This window comes from Microbacterium sp. 05T445, assembly GCF_056395865.1.
Genome location: NZ_JBFTKJ010000001.1, coordinates 1758789 through 1776047, shown reverse-complemented (window position 1 = coordinate 1776047; position 17259 = coordinate 1758789). Strand labels below are relative to the sequence as shown.

Here is a 17259-nt window from a genome sequence, read left to right as displayed (position 1 = left end):
CTGGTCGTCGGCCGCGAAGCCGGCGCTCGGGTCAGCCGACGAGTGCTCCCGACACGATCCGGCGGATCGCTGGCAGCGACGTCTCGTAGTCGGCGGGCGTCGCGGTGCCGGTGACGCGGACCACGTCGGTGATCGTGCCGTGGTCGACGACGGTGACCGCGACCACCTGGACGACGGTGCCGACGGCCTCGGTCGTGTAGGCGAACTCCGAGACCGCCCACGTGCGGCCCGAGAACTCGACGCGTGCGGCGTCGACGCGCGCGACCTCCGGGAGCCTTCCCACGTACTCCTCGATCGCCGCGGCGGCCTCATCGAGGGTGTGGCCCGCGGGCGTGCGCGTCACGCCGACGACGACGTTCGGCGAGAACGCCCCGGCGCCTCGATCGTCGATGAGGGCGAGCACGGTGCCGGCGACCGCGCGCGGCTCCCAGCCGTCGGGCGCGTCGAGCGTCACCGCGGGGAAGGCGGGGAACGTCTCGCTGGGGAAGGATGCCTGGGACATGTGGTTCTCTCCGTGTGTCATCGGTGTGCTGCGCTCACCAGTCGAACAGGTTCATGATGCCGTCCGCCATGTCCTTCGGGCTGAACGAGACGGACGGCTTGACCGAGAAGCCGACCCCGAGCGCGAGCCCCAGCTCGAGCTCGAGTTCGACCTTGTTCGTGGAGAACTCGGCGTTGACGCCCGCGTCGGCCCCGACGCCGGCGCGGACGCCCGCCTCGAGCTGACCGCCGACGCCGAGGACCTCGGCCTCCACCGAACCCTTCGCCTCCGCGCCGGCGAAGGCACCTGCGGAGACACCGGCCTGGGCGCCCTCGGGCCCGAGGGTCAACCCGCCGCCGATGTCGGCGCGGGCACCGGCGAGCGCCTCGCCCTCGACCCCGACATGCCCCAGGTCGTTGCCGTACTCGGCCGATCCCTCCGCGAACGCCCCGGCTTTCGCGTAGGCCTCCCCGCCTACGCCGATGCCGATGTTGTTCTGGGTGATGTCGTCGCCCATGTGGTGGCTGCGATCGCCCTTGTCGTTGGCCTGGGTGTCGTTGGACTCGCCGAAGCTGTACTCGCCCGACGCGTGCGCCTTGGCGCCGAGCCCGGCCTCGCCCTCGGCCTTGGCGGTGCCGCCGAGCACCTTGCCCTCGGCCTCGCCACGCGCGTTCAAGCCCCAGCGCGCCGTGGCCTCGCCGTCCCCGGTCTCGACCGAGCCGTTGTCCCAGCCGGCGAAGTTCGGCGAATCCCCGTCGCCGCCGTCGCCCGCCGGAGCGGGGCGCCCGCCGCCGGTGCCCCCGGTGCCGGTCCCTCCGGTGCCGCCGGGGCCCGCGGAGCCCCCTGCGCCACCCGTGACCGCGCTGGTGGCCTCCTGGTCGTCGGCGTTGGTGCGCAGCGCCCGCGACGCGTCGCGGAGGCGGGACGCGGCATCCGACAGCCGACGGGAGTGGTCCGTGTCCCAGTTCGAGCGGAAGGTCGTCGCGTCGGCGCCCTGCCAGGGTGCCCGCGAGAGCTCGCCGCCCAGCAGCGTCGTGATCGACTCGAGCGACTGCGCGGCGCGCTCGAACTCGGATGCCGCGTCTCGCAGCTGCGCGACGTCTGCCCCGTACACACCCATGACGAACCTTCCGACGGATCAGGCCCGATCGACGCGGTCGAGGGCGGCCCCGAAGGACCGCCCCCGACGAGCGAGGATCAGAGGGACGACGAGGTGCTCTCCTGAGCCGACGCGTTCGCCGACGCCTTCTGACCGGCGTCCTGGAGCGCCGCGATGACCTTCTTCAGCGACGCGGTGTGCTCGCCGTTCCAGTCGTTGCGGAACTGCTCGGCGTCCGGGCCGGTCCACTGCGTCGAGCCGAGCTTCGAGGTCAGCTGCGAGAGGATCGACTGGATGTCGCTCGCCTTGCTGTTGAGCTGCTGCGAGAGCTCGCGGACCTGCTGGACGTCAAGACCCCAAACGGCCATGGTGTTCTCCTTCGTTGAGTCGCCCGTCCGACGGGCTTGTGGTTCCGGTTCAGGCCCCCGAGTCCCCCGGGAAGTCCTTCGAGAGGTTCCCCTCTCATGTCCACGACGCTATCGGCGCCCCTTCCATACCGTCGATGGGGACATATCCCCATCCGTCCTGCACCGTCACGAGACCGGGTCCGCGACGGCCACCTGCAGGCGCCGTGCGCGCCCTTGATGGATCGTGAACCCGCGCCCCGGCGGGAAGTCGGCCCGCTTGACACGACCGAGCGAGAGCCCGAAGAGGGCGTCCCCGTCGACGTCGCTGGGCGCGAGCAGCAGGCCCTGGCGCGCGGCCTTGAACGGCTGGCCGAGCAGCCACGCCTGGCCCCACGTCGAGGACTCCGCCTCGCCCACCACGAACGCCTCGGCGCGGACGGCGGCCCGGATGAGGCGGTCCAGCGCCGACTCGGCCTCGCCGCCCGAGAACTCGGTGAGGTGCTCGACGAGGATCGCCGGGTTCACCAGCGTCCCCGCCTCGATCGCGTCGGCGAGCGTCGCCGCGGCGGCCGCGACCGACGCCGCGTCCTGCGCCGCGAAGCGCGGCTCCGTGGCCAGCTGCAGCGCGGTGCGCCGCGCCGAGAAGTGCACGATCGGCCGCTGCGGGTCGGCGCGGCGCAGCGCCCGGCCGATCGTCGCCAACGCCGTGGTGCGCCCGCTTCCGGGAGGACCGGCGAGCAGGAACGCGCCGCGCGGGTCGATGCCGGCGGGGCCGAGGTCCTCGTCGGCGAGGCCGATGACGACATCGCCCCGCGAGGTGCGCGGCGGCAGCGGAGCGAGCTCGACGCGTTCGGGCAGGCGCCCGACCGCGGGCGCGGCGGCGACACCCTGGCGGCGCATCGCATCGGCCAGGCGCTCCAGCTCGCGTGCCTGCACGGCCATGTTGGCGCTGCCGCCGAGCACCGCGAACTGCACCTCGTCGCCGTCGAGCATGCCTCGACCGGGCGGGGAGGCGGCATCCAGCACGTCCTTCGGGGCGCCCAGCAGCAGGTAGTCGTCCTCGGTCGCCAGGCGCAGCACGAACCGCTTCTGCACGGTGGACGCGATCGAGGTCGGCAGCGCGTTGGGGCGGTCGCCGGTCATCACGAAGTGCACGCCCACCTGGCGGCCGTCGACGGCGATCTGCGAGAACACGGTGAACCACCCGGCGCTTCCCGACGCGAACTCGTAGCGCTCGCGGAAGGCCCCGAGGCCGTCGATCAGCACGACGATGCGCGGCTCGTCGGGGCGGGAGGCCAGGCGGCGGTACTCGGTGATCGTGCCGGCGCGCAGGTCGCCGTAGCGCGCGGAGCGCTCGTCGACGATGTCGCGCAGCATCCGCAGCAGGCGCGTCACCCGCTCGTCGTCGTCGCCGTCCACGACCGCGCCGACGTGCGGCAGATCCTCCAGCATGCGCAGGCCGCCCGCGCCGAAGTCCAGTCCGTACACGTGCACCGGGCCGCCGCGCGGGGTGATCGCCGCCGACACCGCGATGGTGCGCAGCGTCGTGCTCTTGCCCGAGCCGCCGGTGCCGAAGATCGCCACGTTGCCGTCGCGGTCGGGTTCGTAGAACGTCGTCGGCTGCGCCTGCGTGCGCGGGTCGTCGAGCACGCCGAGCAGCATGCGCTCGTCGGTGCGCGGGCTGGGCAGCCGTGCGAGGTCGTAGGCGGCGGCCAGCTCGTCGAGCCACGGTCGCCGCGGGGCGGGGATCGCGAGAGCGGATGCCGCCGACCGCACGGTGCGCACGATCCGGGCGATGTCGGTGGGACCGGGATCGGCCACCGCCTTCACCTCTTCGGCCGGCATCTCCCAGCGGGCGCCCACGCCGAAGTCGAGTTCGTGGATGTCGATCTGCGCGCGCGGCTTCTCGCCGGTCGTCCAGCCGCCGACGTACCCGGTCTGGAACGTCGCGATGCGGCCGGGGCCGGTCTTGGCGGCGCCGCGGCCGGGGATCGACGGGTCGAAGTGCGCGGCCATGGGAGTGCCGAGGATGTCGGACGAGTCCTCGGTGTCGGCCATGCGCAGTGCGACGCGGAGGTTCGTGTTGGCGCGCAGGTTGTCCTTGATGACGCCCGCGGGTCGCTGCGTCGCGAGGATGAGGTGGAGGCCGAGCGAGCGGCCGCGCTGAGCGACGTCCACGACGCCGTCGACGAACTCGGGCACCTCGCTCACGAGCGCGGCGAACTCGTCGACCACGATGATGAGGCTCGGCGGCGTCTCGGGGTCGCCGGTGCGCTCGAGCGAGACGAGGTCCTTCGCCTTCTTGCGGTTGAGCAGGTGCTCGCGGTACCGCAGCTCGGCGCGCAGCGACGTCAGCGCGCGGCGCACGAGGTGCGGCGACAGATCGGTGACGAGGCCGACGGTGTGCGGAAGGTCCACGCAGTCCGCGAACGCCGAGCCGCCCTTGTAGTCGACGAACAGGAACGTGACGCGGTCGGGACTGTGCGCGGCCGCCATGCCGAGCACCCACGACTGCAGGAACTCCGACTTGCCGGCGCCGGTGGTGCCGCCGACGAGCGCGTGCGGACCCTGCGTGCGCAGGTCGAGGTGGAAGGCGCCCGCGCCGCCGTGGCCGACCAGCGCGCGGAGGTTGCCCTCCTTCTTGCGGCGCTGCGGCGGACGCCCGTCGCGCGCGGTGACCGAGTCGCTCTCGCGCCAGCGGTCGACGACCGTCGCGGCATCGCCGCCGATGTCGGCGTCGGCCAGGTCGATGAACGACACCGAGCGGGGCAGGTCGGACTCGTCCTCGACCGGGGTGCCGGCATCCACCGTCGGCGACAGCACGCGCGCCCATGCGGTGGCCGAGCCGTCGTCCAGCAGCTCGACGCGCACCGGGGTGCTCGACAGGCCGCGGCGGACGATGCCCGCCGCCGTGCCTTCGGCCGCCCCCTCGACCACCAGGAACGTGCGGCACGCGGCCGGCAGCGACAGCGGCGACGGCGCCACCCACACGATGTGCACGGCGACGTCGGGGCCGCGCTCGGCCAGGCGTGTCAGGCGCGCGCGGTCGACGGTCGCGTCGTCCTCGACGATCACGAGCACGGCGGGGATGCGCGACGGCGCGGGCTCGGCGGTCTTGCCGGACTCGAGCGGCCCGCGCAGGGCGCCCGCCTCCTTGTCGCCGGCGCGCTCCTCGACGAGTCCCTCCAGGCGGGAGAGGAGGGATGCCGCGGTGCCCGGGTTCGCCGCCAGGTGCGCGCCGTCGAGCGGCGTGTGGGGCGAGCTGGTGTGCGGCAGCCACTCCAGCCACGACCACGCGGGGCGGGTCGCCGGGGAGGTGAACGCGGTCACGACGAGCTCGGCCGGAGAGTGCGTCGCGACCAGCTGCATCGCGAAGGCGCGGGCCGCGGCATCCGCCTGCCCTCGCGCTCCGGCGATGCCGACGTTGCCCGCCTCGCGGAGGTCGGCCACGACCGGCACGTCGTCGATCGTCGCGTAGCGCTCGCGCACCTCGAGCAGGCGTGCGGTGAACTCGGGCTCGGTGTCCTCGATCGAGCCGAGCTCGATGACCGCCCGCGACGGCAGCGTTCCGGTGCCCAGGCGCGCCGTCAGGAACGCGGGGTGCTCGGGACGGTGCGTCCAGGTGAGGTCGCCCCACGACGACAGCGCGGCGAGCGCGTCGGCCAGGGCGGGCACCTCGGCGGAGCGCACCGCGCGCTCCTCGACCTGCTCGCGCTGCATGAGCTCGTCGAACTGCTCCATGCCGGCGTCGAAGCGGGCGACGGCCTTCTTGTGCTCGGCCTTCGCGGCGAGCTTGTTGTCGATCCAGGCCGCGATCATGATGAGCGGGCTCAGCGCGATGAAGATCACCGAGAGCCAGTTCTTCGTGACGTAGAACAGGATCGCGCCCATGAACAGCGGCGCGATGAGGGCGATGTACGGGAGCCGCTGCGCCGCGAGCGGGCGCGGCGGCTTCGGCGCCTGGAAGTCGGGCTTCTCGTAGCGCGGCACGACCCGCGGCGAGCGCACGATCTCGACCGTCGAGGTCGCCGCATGCACCGTGCCCGGACGGGTGAGCGGCACGACCGACACCTCGGTCGACCCCAGCAGCACGACGTCGTCGGGCGAGAGGCTGGTGCGGGCGATCTGCTCGCCGCCCATCACCAGGCCGTTCGCCGAGCCGAGGTCGATGATCTCGACGCCGGCGTCGACGTTGATGCGCGCGTGCCGCTTGGAGACCAGCGCGTCGTCGATGACGATGTCGGCGCCGCGGTCACGGCCCACGACGTTGGCCCCGGCGCGCAGCGGCAGCTCGCTGCCCGCGCGGGGGCCGTTGAGGATGCGCAGCACCGCGGCGGGGGCGTCGTCGCCCACGTACGACGGCGCGGCGACGATCTGCACCGTCTGCCCCGAGCGGATGCCGGACTCCGCCACGGCGCGCGCGGGATCGACGATGCGTGGGCCCGCGGACTCCGCTGTGGCGAGGGTCACCGCGCCCGGGTCGGCGATCTCGTTGCCCGGATCCGCGAGCACGAGCGTGCGCGCGAGGTCGCCCACGGTCGACGTGCCGTCGGCCGTGACCTCCAGATCCACCGGCGTCCCAGGCCGGTGGAGCGTGAACTTGAGCTTCACGCGTCGTCCTCTCCATGGTCGTTCTCCCCGCGGAGCGAGCTCTCGTGCTCGGCGTCCAGCAGGGGAAGGTCGTCGCGGGTGACCAGACGCGCCGCGATCGCGTGCTCCACGAGCCGCACGCGGCGGTTGGTGGCGTACGAGCGCACCCCGCCGCGCATGCCCGGCACGCCGATGCGGTCGAGCTTGTCGCACACGTTGTCGAGCTTGCGATTGAAGCGGGTGAGCGTCCAGCCGAGCCGCTCGGCGGCCTGCGCCGAGGTGGGCAGCTCGCTCATGCCGGTGCCCTCGCGACGCAGCACCGGCTCGGCGAGCGCGAGGATCATGACGCGCTGGCTGTGCGTGAGTGGCACGTCGCCGATGGTCGACAGCCCGTCGTCGTCATCGTCGGGTGCGGGCTGCGTGTCGCGGAACGTCGGCTCGGCGGTGTGGATCGTCAGCTCGTACGTGGTGGGTCCGGCGCTGAAGATCACCGAGGTCGCGGCGAACACCAGCGGCAGACGCGCGCCCGGTGCGAGCCAGGCCTGCACGCGCCCTCCTGAGTCGGTGACGGTGGCCGAGAGCCGAGACCCCACGTTCGAGAGGAGCCACAGCCCCTCGACGTTCTGGATCGTGAGGAAGGTGCGGTGCAGGAACAGGTTGTCGTCGATCGCGAGGTCGCCCTCGCGGCCCACCGTGAACACCGCGCCGGGCGCGACCGGGAACACCTCGCCGGCGAACTCGACGGTGAGCGCGTCGGACGCCGCGGTCACGGCGTGCACCCCGATGCGGGCTCCGAGTCCCTGCCGTTCTCTCTCACGAGCGTCACGTACACGCACGTCTGACCCGACGCGTTCGCAGGCACGACGACCTCGGCGTCCTCGACCTTGTCGCCCTCTGTCGACGGGTCGGTCAGCGACGCGACCTGCACGAGGTAGAAGTCGCCGTCCTGCGGGTCGGGGTTGGTCCACGTGAACTTCACGCCGCCCTCGACGGGCACCCCGACGACGTCCTCGACGGGCGGCACGATCATCGACACCGGATCCTGCGGCTTCGAGGACGCCGAGGGCTTCGGCTTCTCCTCGGCGGTCCCCGACAGCATCCCGGGCAGGGACACCCCGACGATGACCGCGACGATCACGAGCGCGGCGGCGCCGAGCCCGATCCACACGCCGGTGCGGCGACGACGCGGGGGCGCGGCATCCTGTTCCGGCGCAGGCGGCTCGGTGACGGGCGCGCGCACCACCGTCTCGTCCAGCGACACCGGCAGGGCGATGCGGTCGCGGCGCAGCGTCTGCGCGGAAGCCGACGGCGCGGCGGCAGGTGTGGGGCGCGCGACGGTCTCGGTCTCGACGGGAGGGGCCGGATCGAACCGCGGCGCGTACGCCGAGGCGCTCGGCGCGGTCGTCGCCGACGGCCGCGTCATGCCGGCGGCGGGCGTGGTCTCGGGGTTGATGCTGACGACGCCGCGCACCCGCGTGAGGCCGTCGTCCTCGTCCTCCTCGATGTCGTCGGGGACGTGGTCGTCGAGGATGTCGATCGGCGTCACCGAGTGCGACAGCTCGATCTGCACCGTCTGCAGCGCGCGGGCGAACGCCAGCGCGCTCTCGTAGCGGTCGGCGGAGTTCTTCGCCATCGCCCGCTCGAGCACCCGCTGCAGCGAAGCCGGCACGTCGGCGCGTCCGAGCGCGGGCAGCGGCAGCGTCTCGATGCGGTGGATCAGCTCGGCGGCACCGTTGCGCTGCCCCGGCAGCTCGAACGGCGAGCGCCCCGCGAGCAGCGTGTACACCGTCGCGCCCAGCGCGTAGACGTCCGAGCGCGGATCGCTGCGGGGCACGTCGGCGAAGGACTCCGGCGGCGACCACGGGATCGACAGGCCCGCCGACTCGGCGGCCGCGTTCGTCGTCGACGCGATGCCGAAGTCGGTGAGGGCCGGGCGGTTGTACTCGGTGACGAGGATGTTCGCCGGCTTGATGTCGCGGTGCAGCACGCCCGCGCGGTGCGCCGTCTCGACGGCCGCGGCGACCTGCACGCCGACGCGCAGCGACTCGGCGATCGAGAACGGCTCGCGCCGGTACCGCACCTGGAGGTTCGGCCGCGGGCAGTACTCCATCACGAGGTACGGCCGGCCGTCGTTCGCGACCCCGGCCTGGTAGATCGTGACGATCGCCGGGTGCGTCGACAGCATCGCCATGACGTTGGCCTCGGCCGTGAACTCCTCGACCGAGCCGCTGGACATCCGATCGGTCAGCAGCACCTTGACCGCGACGCGGCGCTTGGGCAGCTGCTGCTCGTAGAGGTAGACGTCGGCGAAGCCGCCAGAGCCGAGCACGTCGACATACGTGAACCCGGGAAGATCAGGCGGCGCCATCGGGGCGCGCTTCGCGCTCACGACAGCGCCTCGATCGCGACGGTGATGCCGTCGCCGAGGTCGAGCACGTCGCCGGGCACGACGACGGTGCTCTCACCCGGGTGCAGCCTCACCGGGTCCGCGCCCGCGCGCAGCAGCGTGGTGCCGTTCGTGGTGCGCAGGTCGGTCGCGACGATGCTCTCGCCTTCCACGCGCAGCTCGACGTGGCTGCGCGAGATGTCCTGCTGGGGGCTGTCGACGGCCACCAGGTGCGGCAGATCCGTGCCGCTCACGCGGGTCGAGCGCGGGCGGCGCCCGATCACGACGGTGCGGTCCAGCATCAGCACCTGCCCCGTGGACACCCGGATGCGTCCGGGCGCCGGTGGGCGCGGGGGTGCCAGCGGCGAGGGGAACGAGTCGGTGGGAAGAGCGGATGCCTCCCCCGCGGCGTCGCCGCGCAGTGCGCGCGCCTGGGCGAGCGAGATCGTCGCGCCGTCGTGGTCGCCGACGGGCGGCGCGGCGGCCTCGGCCTCGTCGTCCCCCTCCGGGCGGACGGCGGCGTCCTCGACCGAGCGGATCACGGTCGCGCCCCACAGGTGGTCGTAACCGGTCGTCGAAGCGACCTCGTCGGCCGCCGGCTCGGGCGCCGCGGGCTCGGACGCGGCGGCCTCGTGCGCCGACAGCGCCGAATCCAGCGGGAGGAGCGTCTCGCCGTCGGCGACCGAGAGCACCGCGGTCGAGTCGATGAGCCCGGGAGCCGGCGACGCGGGCTCCGTCGCCGTCGCGCGCGACGACCAGGGTCCTCGCGACGCCGGAGCGGACACGTCCGCCGGCGCGGCCTCGGCCACCGGAGCCGGGAGGACGGATGCCGCGACCGCCGGTTCGACGGGTGCCGCGGTGGCAGGCTCGGCCGGAGCGGCGACGGCGTCCGGCACCGCATCGGCGGGGGTGGACGATGCGGGCAGGGCCGCGGCATCCCACACGATCCCCGCCGCCAGCACGATGCCGTCGGCGATCTCGAGCTCGGCGGGAGCGGATGCGTCGAGCTCGGACGTGGACAGGGTCACGCGCGAGACACCGGGGATCACGCGTTCGGTCCACGTGGTGACGCCGGTGCCCGACACGCGCTCGGAGGAAGCGGCGGTCACCTCGAAGGCGAAGTCGCCGCGCACCGCGAGGCGGACGCCGTCGCCCTCGGCCAGTGCGACGGCGAACGACGGGATCGCGGTCAGCGATGCGCCGTACGCGCCGGTGAGCGCCTCGATCACGCCGCCGAGACCCCGGCCCTCGAGCACCACCGCACGGATCCTCGCCAGCAGCGCCGCCGACGCGCCCGATTCGAGCACCGCGAATCCGCGCGGCGTGACCGCGATGGGGGTGCGTCCGGGGGCGTACAGCGTCGGCATCAGAATCCTCCTGTCGCGAGCGCGCGCGGCAGCGTGTCGCCGTCGATGTCGGCCACGGCGTCGGCCAGGGCGCCCACCGGCACCGTATCGCGCTCGCGCGAACGGTTCGTGCGCGAGCGCACCGCGAGCGCGTCGACCACGAGCGCCGTGATGTTGTCGCGGCCGCCGCGCACCATCGCCTCGTGCACGAGGCGGGTCGCCGCGGCCTGCGGGTCGGCCTCGGCCAGCAGGATGCCGTGGATGGCGTCCTGCTCGAGCTCGCCCGAGAGACCGTCCGAGCACACCAGGATGCGGTCGCCGTGCTCGGCGGGGATCAGCCAGTAGTCCGGCTCGGCGTCGCTGCCGGCGCCGATGGCGCGCGTGATCACGTTGCGGCGCGCGTCGCGCTGCGCGGCCTCGGCCTCGAGCTCGCCGCTGTCGACGAGCTCCTGCACGACCGAGTGATCGACGCTCACCTGCTCGAAGACACCCTCGCTGAGCCGGTAGGTGCGCGAGTCGCCGAGGTTGATCGCCAGCCAGTAGCCCTCGCCGTCGACGTCGGCGATGACAACGCCCGCGAGGGTCGTGCCGGCGCCGGCGCCCGCGCCGGGAGGCAGCATCGCGACCCGACGGCGCGCGGCGGTCATCGCCGACTGCACGTCGTCGATCGCGAGGCTCTCGCGCCCGGCGAGAGCCGAGAACTCGTCGATGACCGTCGCACTGGCGATCTCGCCCGCGTTGTGACCGCCCATGCCGTCGGCCACGAGGAACAGCGGCGGCATCGCGATGTGCGAGTCCTCGTTGATGCGACGGCGCAGCCCCGCGTCGGTCGCGGCGCCGAAGGCGACCGTGATCGGCGCCGCTGCGGGAAGGCTCACGCGGCTCCCACCGTCACCCGGCGGTCGCCGAACTCGAGGACGTCGCCCGGGCGGAGCACGGTGCGCACGCCCGCGACGAGCGGGATGCGCACGCCGTCGCGCACGAGGGTCGTGCCGTTCGTCGAATGCCGGTCGACGATCCATGCGCCCGATGCGTCGCCACCCACCTCGAAGTGCGTCTTCGACAGCGACAGCGTCTCGTCGCGCACCGCGACCGCGACGGCGCCGTCCTCGCTCGCCGGGTTCCGGCCGTAGAGCGTGCGGCCGTACACGGCCATGCGCGCGCCGTCGTCCCACGTCAGCACGGCGAAGACGGGCGCCTCGTCGTACAGCGCGGCGCGCTGCGCGGGCGGCGGCACCGCGATCCGCGTCGAATCGAGGTCGTCGTCCGAAGCGAGCGCCGGCGCAGCGGGGACGGATGCCGCGGCCCCCGCGCCGACGCCGGAAGGAGCCGGGGGAGCAGCTGCGGCGGGCGCGGACGGCGGGGCGACCGGAGCCGACGCGCCTGCGGCCATGGCAGCGCCCAGCGGCTCGGTGGTCGTGGCCGCCGGGAACGGCATCGTCACGCTCGGGAACGCGTCGGCCGGCTGCGGTGCACGTGCGACGGCCGCGCCGACCGGGTCGCCGGTGATCCACGGCACGGCGTCGATCATGCCGGTCGCGGCCGGGGCCGGCGGACGGGTCGTCGACGGCGCGGCCTCGGCGACGGGCCGGAAGCCGGCCTGCGGCACCGGCGGTGCCGGCGGCAGCGGCGGGACCGGCGGCAGCGAGGCCGCCCCCGCCGGCGGCGGCAGGTACGGGTTCGCGGTCGCCGCGACCGCGGCCGGCGCGGCGACGCAGGAGGCGGCATCCGTCTTCCGCACGTCGACGACGACGGCGTGCGCCGCCATGTCGTGCCAGCCCTGACGGCGTCCGCTGCTGTCGAACAGCGGCGTGAAGTAGCCGACGACGATCGACGCGGCGAGGGCGAAGACGATGTTGCGCCACACCGCACGCCAGAAGCCGATCGGCGCGGCGCCGTCGGCGTCCTGCAGGCGCAGCCCGAGGATGCGCTGGCCGATCGACCCGCGGCCGCCCTGCATCGCCGAGTACACCAGCCACCACACGCACAGCAGCAGACCGATGACGAGGTAGCTGAGGAGGATCATCATCGCGAGGCTGTCGCGTTCCCACGCTGGGCCGACGCCGAGCACGATCCCCGCGGCGATGCCGATCAGCACCGCCCCGATGCCGTAAGCGATACCGAGGTCGATCGCGAACGCGCCGACACGGCGTCCGAGGGACGCCGCGGTGGCGGCGCCGGGCGGGCTGATGGTCATTCGGTCTCCTGTGGGGCGCGGGGGGATCGCTCGGGTGCGCTCGGGTCGTCGCGGGCGGCACGGCGGGACGCGCGCCTGCCCGGCGACGACGGTGCGGGCTCGGGTGCCGACGGCGACGCGGGTTCGACAGGGGGAGCCGAGGCGGCGGGCTGCTTCGCGGCGGCCGAGACCGGACGGGTCGGAAGAGCGAACCGCGTCCCTTCCAGGAGCGTGCGGATGCTCAGCCGCGCCCGCAACCGCTGCCACAGCGTGCGGCCGCGGTCCATTCCGCCGACGATCGCGTCGACCTGCGCCCAGAACGTCTCGATGTCCTCCGGCGAGGGGTCGGTCGGTCCGAAGACCTCCAGGTCCGCCCGCGCCGCGAGGGTCGCCACCTGCGGCTCGGCGAAAGCGGCGGTGAGCACGCCGGCATCCTCCTGACGGGTCGCACCCGGACGCACCGGAGCGCCGTAGTCCGATGCCCGGTCGACGAGTTCGTCCCACCCGCCGCTGATGCGGTCGGACGCCCGCTCGGCCTCGCGGCGCTTGCGACGGCGTGTCGCCTTCAGCGCGCCGATCACGACGAACGGCGCCGCCAGCACGGCCAGCAGCCCGATCACGCCGACGCCGATCGACACGATGGTCCACAGCAGTGCGGCGTCGAAGGCGTCCTCGTCCTCCGACCCGCGGTCGTCCGCGGCGGTGGGCGGCAGGTCGACCTGCTCCTGCGGCGGGGGCGGCGGCTGCAGCACCTGCGGCTTGGGGTCGGCCTTGGGCTTGGTCGTCTGGTCGCTGGGCACCTGGTCGTCCGGCGGCGTCGGGTCGAAGGGCACCCAGCCCGCCTCGTCGAAGGCCACCTCGACCCACGCGTGCAGCGTGTCGCCGGTCGCGGCGAACGCGCCCTGACCCTTCTGGTCCTCGGCGGGGTAGAAGCCCATCACCACGCGCGCGGGGATCCCCACCTCGCGGGCGAGCAGCGCCATCGCCGTCGCATACTGCTCGTCGTCGCCGATCATCTGCTCGGCCCCGAGCAGCGTCGAGACGCGCTCCGCGCCGTGGCCGGCGCGCGAGAGCGGCTGCCCTGCCAGTCCGTGGCTGAAGAAGCCGCCCTCCGACAGCATCTGCTGCAGCGCCCGCACCTGCTCGATCGGCGTGGCCGCCTCGGCCACCGTCTTCGAGGCCAGGTCGGCCACGCCCTCCGGCACGCCCTGCTGCTTCGGAAGCGTCACCGGCGCGAACTTCTGGTCGGCGAGCGCCTTGTCGCTCGGGACCTCGGGGATCACCGACTCCAGCGTGTACTGGTCGCCCTTCTCGAGGCCGGCGGTGACCACTCCGGTCCCGGTCGACTCGTTGTAGTGGGCGCTGCGGCGCAGGTCGTCGGCACGGTCGCCGTCGAACGTCACGCTGCGGACGGCGCCGGCATCCGGCATCCACACGCTCTGCAGGTCGCCGATCTCGATGTGCACGGTCGCGGGGGCGCCGTCGGCATCGGCCGACATGTTGGTGCGCGCGGGGGTGAAGGCGCTGGAGGATCCGGCGCCGGAATCGGAGACGTTGTAGACGGTGCCGTTGTAGGCGTCCATCGCCGCCAGGCGCACGCGCGCGTCCTCGGGGAGGCCCGTCACGGTGAACAGGGTCTCGTCGGGGAAGTCGCGCACGTAGGCGCGGAAGGACTGCAGCGGGCTCGCGTACTCGCGGATGTCGAACGGCGGGATCACCACGTCGCGCAGCACGTACCGGGGTGACGCAGGCGCCGCGAGTGGGCTCGCGGCGACGCCGACGGCCACGGCGACCGCGACCACGCCGCCGCCCATGAGCACACGGCGCAGGCCTGCTCCGCGCGTGGCGCCGCCCTCGCCGACCGCGATCGCGGCGACCTGCGGCTGCCACGCCTGGCGCACCGCGAGCCACACCACGGCGACCAGCGCGAACACGACGCCCTGCACCACGGGCACCACCGGCTGCGACGTGCCGAGCGCGATCTCGGCCGCGAGGAAGGCGGCCGCAGGGATGAGCGCCCACGCGGCGCTGCGCAGTCGCAACGCGAGCGATATCGTGAGCACGGCCGCGACGAGCGCGAGGACGAACGGGACCACGAGGTGGCCGTCGTCGGCGGCGACCGGCGCAACGGTGGTCAGCAGCTGCTTCCACGACGTCACTGTGCCCACAGCCAGCAGGCGAAGCGTGTCGAGGGTCGGGATGACGCCCGCCACCGTCGTGCCGGGCAGCGCCAGCGCGCCGCCGAAGAGGAAGTAGACCGCGATCGTGGCGGCGGTGAGGAGCAGGATGCCCCACCGCAGCGCCCGCCCGAGCACGCCCAGCCCCATGCCCAGCACGATCCCGCCGAGCGCGGCGACGAGGTAGCGCGGTCCGTCGAAGGTGGGCCAGAACCCGACGACGGGGATCAGCAGCAGCACCAGCACCGCGCCGAGGTCGAGGATCCAGCGGCGGCGCGGAAGGGCTTCGGGCGTGGGCCGCGGCGCCCGCGGCGCGGCGGCCGCGGATGCCGACGCGGCCTCGGCGCGAGCGGAGGCCCGGGTGGCGGGCGCGGTCATGCGAGCACCTTCCGCAGCGCTGCCGGGAGCTGGTCGAGCGCGCCGATCGTGACGACATCCGCCTCGCCGATGCGGCGCAGCGACGGCGCCTCGATGCCAGGCGAGGCGACGACCGCCATCACGCGAGCGCCGAACGGCAGCCGGCTGCACGCGGTGCGCAGGTCGGCCGGGTCGACCCGGCTGCCGCACACCAGCACGACGACGCTCGCCAGCGGCAGCGTCGCCGCGACGGCGCCGGCGAGGTCGACGATGCCGCCCGCTCGCGGCTTGGAATGGCCGAGCGCCGACAGGGCGTCCAGGAACTGCTTGCCGGTCCCGGCGGGTAGCGCCCGCCCTTGTACGCGCACCTCGACGCGCTGCGAGTCGCGCAGCGCACGCAGGCCGAGCGATCCGGCGGCCGAGATGGCGAGTTCGAACTCCGCGTCGTCGCGGTAGTCGGCGGGGCTGGTCGACAGGCCGATGACGAAGTGGGAGCGGCGGGTCTCCTCGTACTGCCGCACCATCATCTGCCCGGTGCGCGCGGTCGACTTCCAGTGCACGTGGCGCAGGTCATCGCCCGGCTGATACTCCCGCAGCGCGTGGAACGAGACGTCGTCGCGGGAGAGGTCGGTGGCGGGCAGACCCTCGAGGTCGCGGAGGAAGCCGAGCGACTGGCCGTCGAACAGCACCGTGCGCGGGTGGACGAACAGGTCGACGGGCTCGTCGCGTCGGTGGACGCGTTCGAACAGACCCAGCGGGTCGCCGCGCACGACGCTGACCGGGCCCACCTTGACGACCGCACGGCGCGACGTGGGGATCGCGAACAGCTCCTCGGCCGATTCGCCCGCCGCCAGCCGGTGCACGTCGAAGACGCCGCGCCCGCCGCCCACGGGCAGCAGCACGCGGGACGGCAGGATCGCCCGGCTGCCGGTGTTCGACAGGGTCAGCGCGCCCACGGCGCGCTCCCCCACGACCACGCGCGTGCGGTTGAGGTCGAGCGACACGTCGTACGCGGTGCGCCCGACGAGGAACACGAGGCACAGCAGCAGCACGACGGCGATGACGACGGCCGCCACCGTCAGCTCCCACCAGCCGAGCGACCGGCCGGCGATCCACAGCGCCACCGCGGCGGCGATGAGCACCCAGGCGATCGGGCGCACCACACCGAGGATGCGGCCCAGCACGACGCCGGCGCGGCGCAGCGCGCCCAGCACCAGCTGTCCGTACCAGGCGCGACGATCCTCCGCGGTCGCCTCCTGCCCGAGTGCCTCCGTCGTCATCAGGCTGCGGACCTCGCCTGCGGTGCGGCGACCGACTCGAGCACGCGTGCGACGACGGTCTCGGCCGACGTGCCGGCGAACTCGGCCTCGGGGTCGAGCACGATGCGGTGGGTCCACACCGGTGCGGCGAGGGCCTTCACGTCGTCGGGCAGCACGAAGTGGCGCCCCTGCGCGGCGGCGTACACCTTCGCGATGCGGATCATCGCGAGCGAGCCGCGCACCGACACGCCCAGGCGCGTCGCCGGGTCGTTGCGGGTCGCCTCGGCGAGCTGAGCGGTGAAGCGCAGCACGGCGGCGTCGACGTGCACGGTGGCGGCGAGGTCGGCCATGTCAGCGACGGCGCCCGTGGTGATGAGCGCGGGCAGGTGCGCCGACGGGTTGCGGTCGGCCGCGCCGGCCAGGATGCGCTCGGCCACCGCGAGGTCGGGGTAGCCGATCGAGGTCTTCACCAGGAAGCGGTCCAGCTGCGCCTCGGGCAGCTTGTAGGTGCCCGCCTGCTCGATGGGGTTCTGCGTCGCGATCACGAGGAACGGCCGGCCGACGTCGTGCGTGACGCCGTCGACCGTGATCCGCGACTCCTCCATGACCTCCAGCAGGGCCGACTGCGTCTTCGGCGAGGCGCGGTTGATCTCGTCGGCGAGCACGATCGAGGCGAACACGGGGCCGCGGTGGAACTCGAAGCGGTGCGAGGCCTGGTCGTAGATCGTGACGCCGGTCACGTCCGACGGCAGCAGGTCGGGCGTGAACTGGATGCGGCTCGAGGTGCCCTGCACAGTGGCGGCGAGAGCCTTGGCGAGGCTCGTCTTGCCGGTGCCCGGGGCATCCTCCAGCAGCACGTGGCCCTCGGCGAGCATCGCCGACAGCACCAGCGCCACGACGTCGCGCTTGCCCATGAGGGCCTGGTCGACGTTGTCGACCAGGCGGGCGAAGGTGCCCTGGAACCAGCCGGCCTGTTCGGGGGTCATCGTCATGTGAGTCTCGTTCTCTCGTTGCGTCGTGTCGTGTTCAGAAGAGTGGATG

At 73.7% G+C, this 17259-nt stretch carries 12 protein-coding genes; all 12 read right to left on the bottom strand.

Annotated features, from left to right (window positions below; translation table 11 throughout):
- Positions 1–31: 31 nt before the first annotated feature.
- The gene (locus tag AC1DDU_RS08400; RefSeq protein ID WP_477432942.1) at positions 32–502 is read right to left on the bottom strand and encodes a hypothetical protein; all 471 of its coding nucleotides are present in this window, start codon (positions 500–502) and stop codon (positions 32–34) included.
- 34 nt (positions 503–536) lie between these two features.
- Positions 537–1601 (bottom strand): WXG100 family type VII secretion target, encoded by a 1065-nt coding sequence (locus AC1DDU_RS08395; protein WP_477432940.1) that lies wholly within the window; start codon positions 1599–1601, stop codon positions 537–539.
- 77 nt (positions 1602–1678) lie between these two features.
- Complete coding sequence (locus AC1DDU_RS08390; RefSeq protein WP_477432938.1) at positions 1679–1948, bottom strand: WXG100 family type VII secretion target; 270 nt, start codon at positions 1946–1948, stop codon at positions 1679–1681.
- Positions 1949–2113: 165 nt separating this feature from the next.
- Positions 2114–6538 carry an FtsK/SpoIIIE domain-containing protein gene (locus AC1DDU_RS08385; RefSeq protein ID WP_477432936.1) on the bottom strand — a complete coding sequence of 1475 codons (4425 nt, stop codon included), beginning with the start codon at positions 6536–6538 and terminating at the stop codon, positions 2114–2116.
- Positions 6535–7296: a hypothetical protein gene (locus AC1DDU_RS08380; RefSeq protein WP_477432934.1), complete on the bottom strand. Its 762-nt coding sequence runs from the start codon at positions 7294–7296 to the stop codon at positions 6535–6537. The genes AC1DDU_RS08385 and AC1DDU_RS08380 overlap by 4 nt, the downstream gene beginning before the upstream one ends.
- Positions 7284–8906 (bottom strand): serine/threonine-protein kinase, encoded by a 1623-nt coding sequence (locus tag AC1DDU_RS08375; protein WP_477432932.1) that lies wholly within the window; start codon positions 8904–8906, stop codon positions 7284–7286. Before AC1DDU_RS08375 ends, AC1DDU_RS08380 begins: the two co-directional genes overlap by 13 nt.
- On the bottom strand, positions 8903–10270 hold the full coding sequence (locus AC1DDU_RS08370; protein ID WP_477432930.1) for an FHA domain-containing protein: 1368 nt from the start codon (positions 10268–10270) through the stop codon (positions 8903–8905). The genes AC1DDU_RS08375 and AC1DDU_RS08370 overlap by 4 nt, the downstream gene beginning before the upstream one ends.
- Positions 10270–11127 carry a PP2C family protein-serine/threonine phosphatase gene (locus tag AC1DDU_RS08365; protein WP_477432928.1) on the bottom strand — a complete coding sequence of 286 codons (858 nt, stop codon included), beginning with the start codon at positions 11125–11127 and terminating at the stop codon, positions 10270–10272. Before AC1DDU_RS08365 ends, AC1DDU_RS08370 begins: the two co-directional genes overlap by 1 nt.
- Entirely contained in the window at positions 11124–12446 is a 1323-nt protein-coding gene (locus AC1DDU_RS08360) for an RDD family protein (RefSeq protein WP_477432926.1), read from the bottom strand. The genes AC1DDU_RS08365 and AC1DDU_RS08360 overlap by 4 nt, the downstream gene beginning before the upstream one ends.
- Entirely contained in the window at positions 12443–14980 is a 2538-nt protein-coding gene (locus AC1DDU_RS08355; protein WP_477432924.1) for a transglutaminase-like domain-containing protein, read from the bottom strand. The genes AC1DDU_RS08360 and AC1DDU_RS08355 overlap by 4 nt, the downstream gene beginning before the upstream one ends.
- Positions 14977–16239, bottom strand: coding sequence for a DUF58 domain-containing protein (locus AC1DDU_RS08350; protein WP_477432922.1), 1263 nt, complete (start codon positions 16237–16239; stop codon positions 14977–14979). The genes AC1DDU_RS08355 and AC1DDU_RS08350 overlap by 4 nt, the downstream gene beginning before the upstream one ends.
- Positions 16239–17210 (bottom strand): AAA family ATPase, encoded by a 972-nt coding sequence (locus AC1DDU_RS08345; protein ID WP_477432920.1) that lies wholly within the window; start codon positions 17208–17210, stop codon positions 16239–16241. Before AC1DDU_RS08345 ends, AC1DDU_RS08350 begins: the two co-directional genes overlap by 1 nt.
- Between the last annotated feature and the right edge of the window lie 49 nt (positions 17211–17259).

Bases quoted from the DNA above. Each gene is read 5' to 3' on its own strand.
- AC1DDU_RS08395 (WP_477432940.1), bottom strand. From the start codon at position 1,601: ATGGGTGTGTACGGGGCAGACGTCGCGCAGCTGCGAGACGCGGCATCC.
- AC1DDU_RS08355 (WP_477432924.1), bottom strand. From the start codon at position 14,980: ATGACCGCGCCCGCCACCCGGGCCTCCGCTCGCGCCGAGGCCGCGTCG.
- AC1DDU_RS08360 (WP_477432926.1), bottom strand. From the start codon at position 12,446: ATGACCATCAGCCCGCCCGGCGCCGCCACCGCGGCGTCCCTCGGACGC.
- AC1DDU_RS08400 (WP_477432942.1), bottom strand. From the start codon at position 502: ATGTCCCAGGCATCCTTCCCCAGCGAGACGTTCCCCGCCTTCCCCGCG.
- AC1DDU_RS08345 (WP_477432920.1), bottom strand. From the start codon at position 17,210: ATGACGATGACCCCCGAACAGGCCGGCTGGTTCCAGGGCACCTTCGCC.
- AC1DDU_RS08390 (WP_477432938.1), bottom strand. From the start codon at position 1,948: ATGGCCGTTTGGGGTCTTGACGTCCAGCAGGTCCGCGAGCTCTCGCAG.
- AC1DDU_RS08370 (WP_477432930.1), bottom strand. From the start codon at position 10,270: ATGCCGACGCTGTACGCCCCCGGACGCACCCCCATCGCGGTCACGCCG.
- AC1DDU_RS08350 (WP_477432922.1), bottom strand. From the start codon at position 16,239: ATGACGACGGAGGCACTCGGGCAGGAGGCGACCGCGGAGGATCGTCGC.